The 14,307-nt window shown below is 67.0% G+C and carries 19 protein-coding genes and 3 tRNA genes; 8 read left to right on the top strand and 14 right to left on the bottom strand.

The genetic code is table 11. From position 1 onward, the window contains the following. Positions 1–98 precede the first annotated feature (98 nt). The 4 genes from RCP38_RS03110 to RCP38_RS03095 all read left to right on the top strand — a co-directional run bounded on the left by RCP38_RS03110 (position 99) and on the right by RCP38_RS03095 (position 4,399). Complete coding sequence (locus RCP38_RS03110; RefSeq protein WP_308475563.1) at positions 99–1,463, top strand: ABC1 kinase family protein; 1,365 nt, start codon at positions 99–101, stop codon at positions 1,461–1,463. Between the two features lie 2 nt (positions 1,464–1,465). Continuing rightward, positions 1,466–2,371: an alpha/beta fold hydrolase gene (locus RCP38_RS03105; RefSeq protein ID WP_308475562.1), complete on the top strand. Its 906-nt coding sequence runs from the start codon at positions 1,466–1,468 to the stop codon at positions 2,369–2,371. A 117-nt stretch (positions 2,372–2,488) separates the two neighbouring features. Further along, positions 2,489–3,352 (top strand): cyclopropane mycolic acid synthase family methyltransferase, encoded by an 864-nt coding sequence (locus tag RCP38_RS03100; RefSeq protein ID WP_308475560.1) that lies wholly within the window; start codon positions 2,489–2,491, stop codon positions 3,350–3,352. Positions 3,353–3,508: 156 nt separating this feature from the next. After that, the gene (locus RCP38_RS03095; protein WP_308475558.1) at positions 3,509–4,399 is read left to right on the top strand and encodes a cyclopropane mycolic acid synthase family methyltransferase; all 891 of its coding nucleotides are present in this window, start codon (positions 3,509–3,511) and stop codon (positions 4,397–4,399) included. 138 nt (positions 4,400–4,537) lie between these two features. On the opposite strand, the gene rplA is transcribed toward RCP38_RS03095, so the two are convergent. From rplA to RCP38_RS03040, 11 genes are all read right to left on the bottom strand, one after another. Further along, entirely contained in the window at positions 4,538–5,245 is a 708-nt protein-coding gene (gene rplA / locus RCP38_RS03090) for a 50S ribosomal protein L1 (RefSeq protein WP_308475556.1), read from the bottom strand. Between the two features lie 137 nt (positions 5,246–5,382). After that, positions 5,383–5,811 (bottom strand): 50S ribosomal protein L11, encoded by a 429-nt coding sequence (rplK, locus tag RCP38_RS03085; protein ID WP_308475554.1) that lies wholly within the window; start codon positions 5,809–5,811, stop codon positions 5,383–5,385. Between the two features lie 25 nt (positions 5,812–5,836). After that, positions 5,837–6,538 (bottom strand): transcription termination/antitermination protein NusG, encoded by a 702-nt coding sequence (gene nusG, locus RCP38_RS03080; protein WP_373692494.1) that lies wholly within the window; start codon positions 6,536–6,538, stop codon positions 5,837–5,839. A 107-nt stretch (positions 6,539–6,645) separates the two neighbouring features. Then, complete coding sequence (gene secE, locus RCP38_RS03075; RefSeq protein WP_308475550.1) at positions 6,646–7,092, bottom strand: preprotein translocase subunit SecE; 447 nt, start codon at positions 7,090–7,092, stop codon at positions 6,646–6,648. Between the two features lie 77 nt (positions 7,093–7,169). Then, positions 7,170–7,242: transfer RNA gene (locus tag RCP38_RS03070), tRNA-Trp, on the bottom strand. Between the two features lie 160 nt (positions 7,243–7,402). Further along, positions 7,403–7,903 (bottom strand): (3R)-hydroxyacyl-ACP dehydratase subunit HadC, encoded by a 501-nt coding sequence (gene hadC, locus RCP38_RS03065; protein WP_308475547.1) that lies wholly within the window; start codon positions 7,901–7,903, stop codon positions 7,403–7,405. 9 nt (positions 7,904–7,912) lie between these two features. Beyond that, positions 7,913–8,341: a (3R)-hydroxyacyl-ACP dehydratase subunit HadB gene (hadB, locus tag RCP38_RS03060; protein ID WP_308475545.1), complete on the bottom strand. Its 429-nt coding sequence runs from the start codon at positions 8,339–8,341 to the stop codon at positions 7,913–7,915. Next, positions 8,328–8,804, bottom strand: coding sequence for a (3R)-hydroxyacyl-ACP dehydratase subunit HadA (gene hadA / locus RCP38_RS03055; protein WP_308475543.1), 477 nt, complete (start codon positions 8,802–8,804; stop codon positions 8,328–8,330). Before hadA ends, hadB begins: the two co-directional genes overlap by 14 nt. Positions 8,805–8,817: 13 nt before the next feature. Continuing rightward, positions 8,818–8,985: a 50S ribosomal protein L33 gene (rpmG, locus tag RCP38_RS03050; RefSeq protein WP_024440978.1), complete on the bottom strand. Its 168-nt coding sequence runs from the start codon at positions 8,983–8,985 to the stop codon at positions 8,818–8,820. A 37-nt stretch (positions 8,986–9,022) separates the two neighbouring features. Beyond that, a tRNA-Met gene (locus RCP38_RS03045) sits at positions 9,023–9,096 on the bottom strand. 39 nt (positions 9,097–9,135) lie between these two features. Beyond that, positions 9,136–9,208 (bottom strand) — tRNA-Thr (locus tag RCP38_RS03040). 120 nt (positions 9,209–9,328) lie between these two features. Between RCP38_RS03040 and RCP38_RS03035 the strand changes: the two genes are divergently transcribed. Next, positions 9,329–10,045: an MBL fold metallo-hydrolase gene (locus tag RCP38_RS03035; RefSeq protein ID WP_308475539.1), complete on the top strand. Its 717-nt coding sequence runs from the start codon at positions 9,329–9,331 to the stop codon at positions 10,043–10,045. An 11-nt stretch (positions 10,046–10,056) separates the two neighbouring features. Beyond that, the gene (locus RCP38_RS03030) at positions 10,057–10,890 is read left to right on the top strand and encodes a hypothetical protein (protein WP_308475538.1); all 834 of its coding nucleotides are present in this window, start codon (positions 10,057–10,059) and stop codon (positions 10,888–10,890) included. A 6-nt stretch (positions 10,891–10,896) separates the two neighbouring features. On the opposite strand, the gene RCP38_RS03025 is transcribed toward RCP38_RS03030, so the two are convergent. From RCP38_RS03025 to RCP38_RS03015, 3 genes are read right to left on the bottom strand one after another with little or no spacing between them, the layout of a single operon-like run. Next, positions 10,897–11,952, bottom strand: coding sequence for a patatin-like phospholipase family protein (locus RCP38_RS03025; RefSeq protein WP_308475537.1), 1,056 nt, complete (start codon positions 11,950–11,952; stop codon positions 10,897–10,899). 10 nt (positions 11,953–11,962) lie between these two features. Next, positions 11,963–12,412 carry a cyanase gene (gene cynS / locus RCP38_RS03020; RefSeq protein ID WP_465270695.1) on the bottom strand — a complete coding sequence of 150 codons (450 nt, stop codon included), beginning with the start codon at positions 12,410–12,412 and terminating at the stop codon, positions 11,963–11,965. A 23-nt stretch (positions 12,413–12,435) separates the two neighbouring features. Then, positions 12,436–12,873, bottom strand: a complete 438-nt coding sequence (locus RCP38_RS03015; RefSeq protein WP_308475535.1) for an SRPBCC family protein — start codon at positions 12,871–12,873, stop codon at positions 12,436–12,438. A 34-nt stretch (positions 12,874–12,907) separates the two neighbouring features. On the opposite strand from RCP38_RS03015, the gene RCP38_RS03010 reads away from it, so the two are divergent. Further along, positions 12,908–13,420 carry a redoxin domain-containing protein gene (locus tag RCP38_RS03010; protein ID WP_308475533.1) on the top strand — a complete coding sequence of 171 codons (513 nt, stop codon included), beginning with the start codon at positions 12,908–12,910 and terminating at the stop codon, positions 13,418–13,420. Next, positions 13,417–14,271, top strand: a complete 855-nt coding sequence (locus tag RCP38_RS03005) for a cytochrome c biogenesis CcdA family protein (RefSeq protein ID WP_308475532.1) — start codon at positions 13,417–13,419, stop codon at positions 14,269–14,271. Before RCP38_RS03010 ends, RCP38_RS03005 begins: the two co-directional genes overlap by 4 nt. Positions 14,272–14,307 lie beyond the last annotated feature (36 nt).

Here is a 14,307-nt window from a genome sequence, read left to right as displayed (position 1 = left end):
TGGCGAGCGGGCGTGTTTGCTCAGAGACACGCCGCCCCCGGCGTACAACCGCGCACACTCGCGACGAACTTCTGGCACCGATTTGGCAGACTGCAGCCATGAGTTCGACCCCACCCCGCCAGGTGGCCCGGCTCGACCGGGTGCCGTTGCCGGTCGAAGCCGCACGCATCGGCGCCACCGGTTGGCAGCTCACCCGCGCCGTCACCCGGGTCTTCACCCGACTGCTCGGGCCCGGCCAGATCCAGCAGAAGGTGATCCGCGAACTGCCGCAGACCTTCGCCGACCTGGGCCCCACCTACGTCAAGTTCGGCCAGATCATCGCCTCGAGTCCCGGCGCGTTCGGCGAACCGCTGTCCCGGGAGTTCCGCGGACTGCTGGACGCGGTGCCCCCCGCCGACGCCGACGAGGTGCACCAACTGTTCATCGAGGAGCTCGGCGCCGAACCGCAGGAGCTGTTCGCCGAATTCGACGAGACCCCGATCGCGTCGGCCTCGATCGCCCAGGTGCACTTCGCGACGCTGCACAGCGGCGAGGAGGTCGTCGTCAAGATCCAGCGGCCGGGGATCCGCCGCCGGGTCGCCGCCGACCTGCAGATCCTCAAACGGTTCGCGCAGTTGATCGAACTGGCCAAGCTGGGCCGCCGGCTGTCGGCGAGCGACGTGGTCGCCGACTTCGCCGACAACCTGGCCGAGGAGTTGGACTTCCGCATCGAGGCGCAGTCGATGCAGACCTGGGTGTCGCACCTGCACGCCTCCCCGCTGGGACGCAACATCAAGGTCGCCGACGTGCACTGGGACTACACCAGCGAGCGGGTGCTGACCATGGAGCGGGTCTCCGGGGTGCGCATCGACGACGCGCCGGCCATCCGCAAGGCCGGATTCGACGGCACCGAACTGGTCAAGGCGCTGTTGTTCGCCACCTTCGAGGGCGGGCTGCGGCACGGCCTGTTCCACGGCGACCTGCACGCCGGCAACCTGCTCGTCGACGAGCAGGGCCGGGTGGTGTTCCTGGACTTCGGGATCATGGGCCGGATCGACCCGCGGACCCGCTGGCTGCTGCGCGAGCTGGTCTACGCCCTGCTGGTCAAGAAGGACCACGCCGCCGCCGGCAAGATCGTGGTGTTGATGGGCGCGGTGGGCACGGTCAAGCCGGAAGGGCAGGCCGCCAAGGACTTGGAGGCGTTCGCCACCCCGCTGACCATGAAGTCGCTGGGCGACATGTCCTATGCCGAGATCGGCAAGCAGCTCGGGGCGCTGGCCGATGCCTACGACGTCAAGCTCCCCCGTGAGCTGGTGCTGATCGGCAAGCAGTTCCTGTACGTGGAGCGCTACATGAAGCTGCTGGCGCCGAAGTGGCAGATGATGTCCGATCCCGCGCTCACCGGCTACTTCGCCAACTTCATGGTCGACGTCAGCCGTGAGCACAAAGAGCACAACGATCACAACGACGAGCCGGAGGCCTAGCCGTGGACGTGCGCAGCGGTGTCGCCCGCTCGGGAGACCTCGACATCTACTACGAGGACATGGGTGACCCCGCAGATCCTCCGGTGCTGCTGGTGATGGGCCTGGGCGCGCAGCTGCTGCTGTGGCGCACCGGCTTCTGCGAGAAGCTGGTGGAGCAGGGCCTGCGGGTGATCCGCTACGACAACCGCGACGTCGGCCTGTCCAGCAAGCTGGGCCGCGCCCAGGCCGGCGGTGCACTGATTCCCCGGATGGCACGATTCTGGCTGGGCAAGCCCAGCCCGGGCGTCTACACCCTGGAAGACATGGCCGACGACGCCGCCGCCCTGCTGGACCACCTGGATATCGAGCAGACGCACGTGGTGGGTGCCTCGATGGGCGGCATGATCGCGCAGGTGTTCGCGGCACGGTTCGCACCGCGGACACGTTCGCTGGCGGTGATCTTCTCCAGCAACAACCGGCGTTTCCTGCCCCCGCCGTCGCCGCGCGCACTGCTGGCGCTGCTGACCGGGCCGTCGCCGGACTCCCCGCCCGAGGTGATCATCAACAACTCGATGCGGGCCAGCAGGATCATCGGCAGCCCCCGATACCCCACGCCGGAGGACCGGCTGCGGGCCAACATCACCGAGGCCTACGAGCGCAGCTACTACCCGTGGGGCGTCGCCCGGCAGTTCGGCGCGATCCTGGCCAGCGGCAGCCTGGCCGCCTATGACCGGCTGATCACCGCCCCGACCGTGGTCATCCACGGCCTGGCCGACAAATTGATGCGCCCCTCCGGTGGTCGGGCCGTCGCCGACGCCATCGATCGGGCCCGGCTGGTGTTGTTCGAGGGCATGGGCCATGACCTGCCCGAAGAACTTTGGGATCCGCTGATCAGCGAGCTGACCACAACATTTGCCGTCGCCCGGTAGCCCGCCGCGGACGCGAAGGTGTCCCACGCCACACCGTGTTTCTGATATCAGATCCAGCAACGGTAGTCTGAGCACGCCCTCCCCTCATTGAGAACAGATCGCGAGTGAATCAACGCCATGCCCAAACTGGAACCGAAGTACGAAGAACTGCAGTCGATCTACGACATCTCCAACGAGTTCTACGAGCTGTTTCTTGGTCCGACGATGGGCTACACCTGCGGGTTCTACCCCAGCAAGGACACCACCTGCGACGAGGCTCAGATCGCCAAGTTCGACCTGGCGCTCGGCAAACTGGGCTTGGAGCCCGGCATGACCCTGCTCGACGTCGGCTGCGGCTGGGGGGCCTGCATGCAGCGCGCGGTGGAGAAGTACGACGTCAACGTCATCGGCCTGACCCTCAGTGGTGAGCAGCGTCAGTACGCCATCGACAAGCTCGCGAAGGTGGAGACCAACCGCAGCATCGAGGTGCGGCTGCAGGGCTGGGAGGAGTTCACCGACAAGGTCGACCGGATCGTGTCGATCGGCGCGTTCGAGCACTTCGGCCGGGACCGTTGGGCCGACTTCTTCGAGATCACCTACAACGCGCTGCCCGACGACGGCCGGATGCTGCTGCACACCATCACCGCGGTCAGCGGACAGGACGAGGCGCAGGCCAAGGGCATTCCGATGACGATGAGCCTGGCCAAGTTCACCCTGTTCATCATGCGGGAGATCTTCCCCGGCGGGCAGTTGCCGTCGGCGTGGCTGCCCCGCCAGTACGCCGCCCAGGCCGGTTTCACCGTGACCCGCGACGACGAGATCGGGCCGCACTACGCGCGCACCCTGCAGGACTGGGCCGCGATGCTGGCGGCCAACAAGGACCGGGCGATCGAGGTGCAGGGGCAGGAGGCCTACGACCGCTTCGACAAGTACCTGAACGGCTGCGTTGAGCTGTTCGTGAACGGAAACACCAGCGTCCACCAGTACACCTTGCAGAAGTAACCGGGATCGGCCTGCCGTGGGTTCCGGCTGGGCTACATTTCCCGTCAACCGATTCATCTCCGAACCGCTAAGCTGCAACAGTTGACCGGCGTGTCTAAACCCCCGAATAACGTCCGGTCACGCAGCGGGTTTCATCAGGAAGGCAATCAGTCACACATGGTGGACAAAGCGACACGGACCGAAGACATGCGTCCGAAGTTTGAGAACATCCAGGCCCACTACGACCTGTCGGATGATTTCTTCGCGCTGTTCCAAGACCCCACTCGTATGTACAGCTGCGCGTACTTCGAGCCGGCGGGCGTGTCTTTGGAAGAGGCTCAGATCGCCAAGATCGATCTGAACCTGGACAAGCTGGACCTGCGCCCCGGCATGACGCTGCTGGACATCGGCTGCGGCTGGGGCGCGACCATGAAGCGGGCCGTGGAGAAGTACGACGTCAACGTCATCGGCCTGACCCTGTCGAAGAACCAGCACGCCTACTCGCAGAACCTGCTGGACGCCATCGACACCGACCGGTCGCGGCGGGTGCTGCTGCAGGGCTGGGAGCAGTTCCACGAGCCGGTGGACCGGATCGTCTCGATCGAGGCGTTCGAGCACTTCGGTTTCGAGAACTACGACGCCTTCTTCAAGAACTCCTACGACATCATGCCGGCCGACGGCCGGATGGCCATCCAGAGCAGCGTGAGCTACCACCCCTACGAGCTCAACGCCCGCGGCAAGAAGCTGACCTTCGAGACCGCACGCTTCATCAAGTTCATCCTCACCGAGATCTTCCCGGGCGGTCGGCTGCCTTCCACCCAGATGATGGTGGACCACGGCGAGAAGGCCGGATTCACTGTGCCCGAAGCGCTTTCGCTGCGGCCGCACTACATCAAGACGCTCCGGATCTGGGGTGACGCGCTGGAGGCCCACCACGCCGACGCGGTGGCGATCCAGTCCGAAGAGGTCTACGAGCGCTACATGAAGTACCTGCGCGGCTGCGAGTACTACTTCACCGACGAGGTGCTGGACGTCAGCCTGGTGAGCTACGTCAAGCAGGGCGGCTGAGCCTCCCCCTCCCCGCGACTGTGCGGTTTCGTCCGCAACACGCCGCCGGTCGGCGTATGAGACCGCACAGTCGAGGCACCGGACAGCTAGCAGAAAGCCCCCGTCACGCTCAGCGTGACGGGGGCTTTTTGCGGTGTCTTATTCAGCTGTGAAGTTACGGGTGACCGTCGGGTCCACCGGGATGCCGGGGCCGGTGGTGGTCGACACGGTGATCTTCTTCAGGTAGCGGCCCTTCGACGAGGACGGCTTGAGCCGCAGCACCTCGTCGAGCGCGGCGCCGTAGTTCTCCGCCAGCTTGGTCTCTTCGAAGGACGCCTTGCCGATGACGAAGTGCAGGTTGGCCTGCTTGTCGACGCGGAAGTTGATCTTGCCGCCCTTGATGTCGGCGACGGCCTTGGCCACGTCGGGGGTGACGGTGCCGGTCTTCGGGTTGGGCATCAGGCCACGCGGGCCCAGCACGCGGGCGATACGACCCACCTTGGCCATCTGGTCCGGGGTGGCGATCGCGGCGTCGAAGTCGAGGAACCCGCCCTGGATCTTCTCGATCAGGTCGTCGCTGCCGACCACGTCGGCGCCGGCGGCGATGGCGGCTTCGGCCTTCTCACCGACGGCGAACACCGCGACGCGGGCGGTCTTACCGGTGCCGTGCGGCAGGTTGACGGTGCCGCGGACCATCTGGTCGGCCTTACGCGGGTCCACACCGAGCCGGATGGCGACCTCGACGGTTGCGTCCTGCTTGGTCGAGGAGGTCTCCTTGGCCAGCTTGGCGGCCTGCATCGGGCTGTAGAGGTTGTCGCGGTCCACCTTCTCGGCGGCGGCGCGGTAGGCCTTGCTGTTCTTGCTCATTGTGTATCCAATCTCTGATGGTTGGTTGTGGTTTACGGGCCGAAGCCAGCCCTCCCACGGGTTCCTCGCGTTGAGTCTGCGCTCACGGCGGTGCTTACTCGCACTTTTGCGCCGTCAGTGCAGGATCAACGGGGGTCTTACTCGACGGTGATGCCCATGGAGCGGGCGGTACCGGCGATGATCTTGGCGCCGGCCTCGATGTCGTTGGCGTTGAGGTCGGCCTTCTTGGTCTCGGCGATCTCGCGCACCTGGTCCCAGCTCACCTTGGCGACCTTGGTCTTGTGCGGCTCGGCCGAACCCTTGGCGATACCGGCGGCCTTGAGCAGCAGCCGCGCCGCGGGCGGGGTCTTGAGCGCGAAGGTGAAGCTGCGGTCCTCGTAGACGGTGATCTCCACGGGGACGACGTTGCCGCGCTGGCTCTCCGTCGCGGCGTTGTACGCCTTGCAGAACTCCATGATGTTGACGCCGTGCTGACCGAGCGCGGGGCCGACGGGCGGCGCGGGGTTGGCCTGGCCGGCTTCGATCTGAAGCTTGATCAGACCGGCGACCTTCTTCTTCGGGGCCATGAGAGGGTGTTTCCTTTCCTACGTACTAAATCTTGGAGACCTGGGTAAAGGCCAGTTCCACCGGTGTCTCGCGACCGAAGATCGACACCAGCACCTTGAGCTTCTGCTGCTCGGCGTTGACCTCGCTGATCGAGGCGGGCAGCGTGGCGAACGGACCGTCCATGACGGTGACCGACTCGCCGACCTCGTAGTCGACCTCGATGACCGGCCGCTCCAGCCCGCCGTCGTGGGCGGCCGCCGCGGTGGCCGCAGCGCCCTTGGCCTGCTTCTTGGCCGCGCCCTGCGGCAGCAGGAACTTGACCACGTCGTCCAGCGGCAGCGAGGTGGGCCGCGAGGTGGCGCCGACGAACCCGGTCACGCCGGGGGTGTTGCGCACCGCCGACCAGGAGTCGTCGGTGAGGTCCATCCGCACCAGGATGTAGCCCGGCAGCACCTTGCGGTTGACCTGCTTGCGCTGGCCGTTCTTGATCTCGGTGACCTCTTCGGTGGGGACTTCCACCTGGAAGATGTAGTCGCCGACGTCGAGGTTCTGCACGCGGGTCTCGAGGTTGGCTTTCACCTTGTTCTCGTACCCGGCGTAGGAGTGGATGACGTACCAGTCGCCCGGCTTGGAGCGCAGTTCCGCTTTGAGTGCGACCGCGGGGTCGAGCTCCTCCTCGGGTTCTGCCGCGGCCGGCTCAGCGGCCTCCGGAGCCTCAGCGGCGTCGGCGGATTCGGCGGCCTCCACCGCGGAGTCCTCAGCGGAAACGTCGGTGGTGTCCGTCGCGTCGACCGGCTCGCCCGCGGGCGTGTCGCCGTCGAAGGTAGTCACGGTTGTCAGTCCTTCCTATAACTTCACTCGCCGAACACCAGCAGGATCAGCTTGGCGAACCCGAAGTCTGCTCCGGCGACCAAGGCCACCATGAAGACCAGGAACGCCAGCACCACCGCGGTGTAGGTGACCATCTGCTTGCGGTTCGGCCAGATCACCTTGCGAAGTTCGCCGACGACCTGCTTGAGGTAGTTGAGAACGAAGACGAAGGGGTTGCGCGACGGCCCCTCGGACGCCTTCTTGGCCTTCTTCTTGGCCTTGGCGCCGTCTTCGGCGTCCAGTTCGATGGCCGTGGTCTCCACGTCATCGCCGTCGCCGCCTGCACCACGCCGCCTGGAGCGCTTGCCGGTGGGGCGCAGCGGGTCGCCGTCTTGCCGGCTCACCACCGCCGTACGACCAGCGGCACCGGTGGATTCGGCATCGCTGTCGCCGTCGGCTGCGGCGTCGGGACGGTCGAGCTCGTCGGTCACCGCATGCTCCTTCGTTCTTCGCGCTTACCTCGTTGCCGTACCGCGCATGATGTCCAGTGTCCACCATGGCACGTCAGCAGGGGCGACAGGACTTGAACCTGCAACCTGCGGTTTTGGAGACCGCTGCTCTGCCAGTTGAGCTACGCCCCTTCGCGGTTGGCGGAACCAACCGACCGGGTTCGAGTGTTTCACCTGTGTGCCGTCTCCGGCTCACACAATTTGCGCGCCCCCCGTTCGCTCACGGAAAGCGCGCTAATGCTGGGAAAACCCCGAGGTCCGAGTGTACCTCGCCACGACGGCCAGTTACTAATCAGGCTGTTCGGACGACCTGACCGGACTCCGCGTCCCAGCGCAGATTGACCGAATCGTCGCCGTCGTGACCCATCATCGTGGTGAACGCTTCCAGCACGACGTCGCCGTCCTGATTGGTCAAAATGTTGCGGGTCGTGACGATGTCGGCACCGAACCGCTCGTTGACCGAGGCGATCTCCATCCGGGCGTACAGCCGGTCGCCGGCCTTGATCGGCTTGCGGTAGGTGAAGCCCTGGTCCACCTGGACCATCTGCATGGTGGTGTAGCCGGTGTCGACGTGGCGGAAGAAGTCCGACTGCACCAGCTTGGCCAGAATCGCGACGAACGTCGGCGGCGCCAGCAGCGCGTCGTGGCCCAGTTTCGCGGCCTCGGCCTCGTCGTAGTAGGCGGGGTCCTCGGCCTTGATCGACCGGGCGAACTCGCGGATCTTCTCGCGGCCCACCACGAAGGACTCGGGGTAGCGCCAGATCATGCCCCGAATATCGGTTTTGATCGCCATTCCGCGCGCCTAGGCCAGCTTGGCGGACGCGACCGCCCGCCCGAAGATCTTCTTGCCACCGGTGGTGGCGGTGAGCGCGATCGTCACCGTCTTCGTCTCGGCGTCGACGGACTTCACCCGGCCGGTGAAGGTGATCTCGGCGCCCTTGCCGTCGTTGGGCACCGGCACCACCGAGGTGAAACGCACGTTGTACTCGGTTACCGCGCCCGGGTCGCCCACCCAGGAGGTGACGTATCCGCCACCGATCCCCATGGTCAGCATGCCGTGGGCGATGGCGGTGTCCAGACCCACCTGCTGGGCGATCTCGTCGTCCCAGTGGATCGGGTTCAGGTCGCCGGAGACCCCGGCGTAGTTGACCAGGTCCTGACGCGACAGCGGAATGACCCGCTCGGGCAGCTGATCGCCGACCTTGACCGAACTGAACTCACGCAACGCCATCGGTGAAACCCTTGTCTCCCTCGCCGGCGCGGCCCGCCAGCGTCGTGTACGTCCTCTGCACGATGTCACCGGCGTGGTTGGTGACTACCTGCTTGGTCATGATGATGTCGGTGCCGTGCGCACGACGGATCGATTCGACCTCGATGTCGCAGTACAGCCGGTCGCCTTCTTTGATCGGCTGGAGGAACTCCAGTTTCTGATCGACCTGGACGATCTGCGCGTCATCCACCGTGACGCCGCAGTGCTCGAAGAAGCCGGAGATCGCCATGTGCCCGAAGATCGAGATATAGGTCAGCGGGGCCACCAGGCCGTCGTAACCGAGGTCGGCTGCCGCGCGCAGGTCCAGACTGGCCGGATCGACCGCTTTGACCGCGCGCGCGTACTCGCGGATCTTTTCCCGGTCTACCTCGTAGAAGTCGGGATAGCGGTATTTGGCCCCGGCCAGACGATCTGCCAACGACACGGCACGCCCCTGCTTAGCGAGATTCGCGGTGCGACTCGTGCTTGCCGCAGTTGGGGCAGAATTTCTTCAGCTCCAGCCGGTCGGGGTCGTTACGGCGGTTCTTCTTGGTGATGTAGTTGCGGTGCTTGCACACCTCGCAGGCCAAGGTGATCTTGGGCCGCACATCAGTACTGGAGGCCACGTCAGTCGTCCTTCTTCACGTGTCGTATTGCTTGCAGTAGCGGTGGGGAGGCTCGATCTCCCGACCTCACGATTATGAGTCGTGCGCTCTAACCAGCTGAGCTACACCGCCCCGATCGGCGCTAGTCGGCGCACCGACTGGCGTCCACCGAGCCCCCTAACGGAATCGAACCGTTGACCTTTTCCTTACCATGGAAACGCTCTGCCGACTGAGCTAAGGGGGCCTGCGCCTACCGCGACCTTGCCGGTCGCTGTAAGCCTGTAGAAGGTTACAACCTCGCCCGCGTGGTCTCCAAACCGCAATGACAAAGGCCGTCCGAAGTAACTGCTTTAGGCTGGGGGGCGTGCCCGAATCCGATCGGCTGTATTTCCGTCAACTGCTGTCCGGACGCGATTTCGCGACCGGTGACCCGATGGCCGCCCAGATGCGCAATTTCGCCTATCTGATCGGCGACCGCCAGACCGGCGACGCCGTGGTGGTCGACCCGGCCTACGCCGCCGGCGACCTACTCGACGTGCTCGAGGCCGACGGCATGCACCTGTCCGGCGTGCTGGTCACCCATCACCACCCCGACCACGTGGGCGGCAAGATGATGGGCTTCGAGCTCAAAGGCCTGGCCGAGCTACTGGAGCGGACCAGTGTGCCGGTTCACGTGAACACCCATGAAGCGCAATGGGTTTCACGGGTCACGGAGATCCCGATGACGGATCTGACCGCGCACGATCACGGTGATCGCGTCAGCGTCGGCGCCATCGACATCGAGCTGCTGCACACTCCCGGACACACGCCGGGCAGTCAGTGCTTCCTGCTCGACGGCCGGTTGGTCGCCGGCGACACCCTGTTCCTGGAGGGCTGCGGGCGTACCGATTTCCCCGGCGGCGACTCCGACGAGATGTACCGCAGTCTGCAACAGCTCGCCGCCCTGCCCGGTGACCCGACGGTCTTTCCCGGCCACTGGTATTCGGCCGATCCCAGCGCCGCGCTCTCCGAGGTCAAACGGTCCAACTATGTATTCAGCGCCACAAGCCTGGACCGGTGGCGCATGCTGATGGGCGGATGAGGGGATTGCCGATGAGATCAGTGCAGGACCGCTTCTACGACATCACCCACGCCGGGGCGGACGCGTGGCTGGCGTGGGCCGCGTGGCTGGCCATCGTCATCACCGTGCTGGCGCTGATCTACCTGAACCGGCAGCTGCAGCGCGGCCGCCGGGCCGCCGCCGAACAGACCCGCCCGCATGTGGCGATGTTCATGGAGCCGCACGCCGCCGACTGGCACGTCATCGAACTGGTGGTGCGCAACTTCGGTAAGACCGCCGCCTACGACATCCGGTTCGCGTTCACCCAGCCCCCCACCGTCGCCCGCTACGAGACCGCCTCGGACGGCTACGCCGACGTGGTCGCCCTGCAGTTGCCCGAGGAATTGACGGTGCTGGCGCCGAACCAGGAGTGGCGCACGGTGTGGGACTCGGCGATCGACCGGGCCGAACTCGGCGAGGGCATCGAATCGCGGTTCACCGGCACCGTCAGCTACGCCGACAGCCCCGAGCCGCCCAAGGGCTGGTTCGGACGGCGCGGCAAGCAACACCGCTACGAGAACAAGGTGACCCTGGACTGGGGTGACCTGCCGCCGGTCCGGCGCGTGGAGCTGATGACCACCCACGACCTGGCCCGGCGGGAGAAGCAGAAGCTGGAGCTGTTGCGCAGCCTGCTGAGCTATTTCCACTACGCCAGCAAGGAGACCCGCCCGGACGTGTTCCGCGGCGAGATCGAGCGGATCAACAGCGCCGCCCGCGAGATCCAGGACCGGTTGCGCGGCCGCGAACAACTCGACGGCGCCGGCAACACCGACATCACGGTGCGCCTCGGCGACGCCGGCGCCGAACTGGGCAAGCACCGCAGCTGAGCCGGATCAGTCGGTGGCGGGGTCGACGCCCGGGTAGTGCGAGGCGCGGAAATCTTGCAGGTAGGCCGGCCAGTCCCAGGTCTGCAGGAACTCGGTGGCGGCGCGGTAGCCGTTGTCGTAGAGCTCTTCGAGCCGGGCCCGGGAGACCCCGAAGTCGAGCACCCCGACGTCGGTGGGACAGACCTTGATGGCGCGCACCCCGACCCACGGCTGGTTGAGGTAGGTCTGGTCGTGGCCGACCAGCAAGGTGCTGATCAGGTCTTCCAGCAGTCGCGATTGCCCGAACAGGCGTAGCGGCCCCAGCCCCGGGATCATGGCGCCGGCGTCGGCGTCGGACAGTTCCGGCACCACGGTGATCCCGAACGTGGGCCACAGCGGGGCGCGGCCGTCCGGCCGGTCGAAGGTGTCGATCGGGAAGTTCGACAGCACCCCGCCGTCGACCAGGGTGGAGCGCAGGCCGGTGGCGCTGGTCAGCGTCATCGGCCGGTAGAAGAACGGCACCGACATCGACGCCCGCACCGCGTCGGCCACCGACTGTTCGTCGGGGTCCAAACCGTAGACCCTGCGGTAGTCCCAGGGCAGCCGGACCAGTTGCCCGGTGGTCACGTCGGTCACGCTGACCACCGCCCGGTAGCGGCGTTCCGCCAGCAGGTTGTCGCCGTGATAGGCCAGGTCACCCCAGGTCCGGACGCCCAGGTTGCGCAGTTCGCCGCGAATCCAGTCGTGCGCGACGTCACCGCGGTACAGGCCGCTGTCGCGCAGGAATCCCCAGGCCGGACCCACCAGCGGCAGCGGCACCGCGGCGTCGCGCCAGCGGGCCAGCGGCACCGACAGCGCCAGTTCGGCGACCTGCGCCCCGGTCAGCTGGTCGCCCTGGGCGGCGGCCGCCAGGATCGAGCCCACCACCGAACCGCCGGACACCCCGGAGATGCGCTGCATCGAGTAGCCGGCGTCCATCAGCGCGACCACCGCACCCACCAGCCCGATGAATCGGACGCCCCCGCCCGACAGCACCAGATCGGCGGTCGGCGGCTGGGGGTCCGCACCCCGCTCGGCGGTCACCGGATACCGCCTAGTCCGCGGAGTTCCATTCGTAGGGAAGGAATTTCCCGTCGAGGGTGATCACCACGCGGTCACCGCCCGGGTGTGCTTTGCGTTGGAGGTCGACGCTGAAGTTGATCGCGCTCATGATGCCGTCGCCGAACTGCTCGTGGATCAGTTCTTTGAGCGCCGGGCCGTAGACGCCGACCGCTTCGTAGAGCCGGTAGATGGTCGGGTCGGTGGGCGGGGTGGCCGCCGCGCCGCGCATCGGCACCGCCGCCAGCACCGGGACCACCGCCGGGTCCAGGCCCAGCAGGCCGGCCAGGGTCTGGCCCAGTTCGGCGGGAATGGGTTGCTGGCCCAGCAGCGCCGACGTGGTCCACACCACCGGTTTGCCGATCGCGTCGGCCAGTTCCTGCCAGCTCAGGCCCTTGGCGAGGCGGGCGGCGATGATCTGTTCGGTGATCTGGTTGCGGTCCATGCTCTCCAGCATGCCCGCCCGGTTCAGCCGGCGAAATAGCGTTGCAGGTTCTCCCACATCGCGGCGTGTGAGCTGCCGCCGTCGCGCAGCACGGTCTTCATCAACAGTCGCGGGGCGCGGATGTCGACGTGCTCGTGCAGTCGGGTGCCGCCGTCGTGCGGGCGGATCGTCAGGGTGGACCACATCTCGATGCCGGGCCGCTGCAGTGTGTGGGTGCGGATCTCGTCGGGCGCCGGGGTGCTCAGGTCGACCCGGCAGGTGAAGCGGATCGGGATGCCGTACAGCCGCATCCGGTGCGGGGCCAGATAGCGGGTGGCCCCGTCGCGGCCGCCGGGGACGCGGCGCACGTCCACCAGCATGGGGTGCAGGGCTTCGTAGTTGGCCAGGTCGCTCAGCAGTGCCGCGACGGCGTCCGGCGCGGCGGCGATGTCGGCGGTGTGCTCCAGTCGTCCGCGGGCCATAGAGGGACCTTAGCTCGATGGCATACTCCCGGGTATGCCCCATGACTCGACCTCCGGCCGCGGCCGATCGGTCCTGCTGTTCGTGGTGGCGACGGTGCTGATCGGACTGATCTTCGGCTGCGGTTCACCGACCCGGGCCGAGGACGCCCAGCTCGATTTCACCGCGCAGACCCTCGACGGACGGCCGTTCTCCGGGACGAGCCTGCACGGCAGGCCGGCGGTGCTGTGGTTCTGGGCGCCGTTCTGCCCGCTGTGTCAGAAGGATGCGCCGATGGTCGCCCGGCTGGCCGAGACGCACCCGAACGTGACGTTCGTCGGTGTCGGCGCCCAGGATCGGCTCGAGGCGTTGCGCGCCTTTGTCACCCGCTACGGCGTCGACGGGTTCACCGAGTTGGCCGACACCGATGCCGCGGTCTGGGCGAAGTTCGGGGTGACCCGCCAGCCGGCGTACGCCTTCATCAGCCCGGACGGCCGGGTCGAGGTGGTGACGGGCTCGCTGGCCGAAGCCGAACTGAACCGGCGACTGGCCGCACTGCCGGATTCGTGATCGATACCGCCGCACTGGGCTTCGCTCTGGGAGCAGGGCTGGTGGCGGCGTTGAACCCGTGCGGCTTCGCGTTTCTGCCCGGGTATCTGGGGCTGGTGATCGCCGAGAGCAGGGACACGTCACGTCCAGTCGCCCTGGCCCGGGCGGCCGCGGCCACCGTGGTGATGTCGGCCGGATTCCTGACGGTGTTCGGGATCTTCGGGTTGGCCGTCTCCCCGCTGATCGCCTCGGCGCAGCGGTATCTGCCGTTCGGCACCGTGGCGGTCGGGGTGCTGTTGGTGGCGATGGGCCTTTGGCTGTTGTCCGGCCGCGATATCCCGGTGCTGCTGCCGACCGCGGCGAGCGGGACGCCGACGGCACGTCTCGGCTCGATGTACGGGTACGGCGTCGGCTACGCGGTGGCGTCGTTGTCCTGCACGATCGCACCGTTTCTGGCGGTGATCAGCACCACCTTCCGGCAGGGGTCGACGGTGACCGGTGTGCTGGCGTTCGTCGCCTATGCCGCGGGGATGAGCATCACGGTGGGGGCCGCGGCGTCGGCGGTGGCCTTGGCGGGCGCTTCGGCCTCCGCCGCGCTGCGCCGGGTGCTGCCGTATGTGGGCCGCATCGCGGGGCTGATCGTGCTGGTGACCGGGTTGTACGTCGGCTATTACGGGGTCTACGAGATCCGGCTGTACTTCGCCGGGGCCGACCCGCACGATCCGGTGGTCGAGGCCGCCGGGGCGGTGCAGTCGTGGCTGGCCGACGGCGTCGACGCGCTGGGCGCCGGTCCGCTGGCGGGTGCGATCGCGGTGGCCGCGGCGGTCACGGTGGGGTGGCGGGTGCTGGCGCGCCGGCGTGACCGCCCCTGAAATATCTGTTTCGATTGTTTCAACCCGGCGCAACGG

The organism is Mycolicibacter sp. MU0083, from assembly GCF_963378075.1.
GTDB classification, from domain to species: domain Bacteria; phylum Actinomycetota; class Actinomycetes; order Mycobacteriales; family Mycobacteriaceae; genus Mycobacterium; species Mycobacterium kokjensenii.
This window is presented reverse-complemented; position numbering and strand designations above follow the sequence as displayed.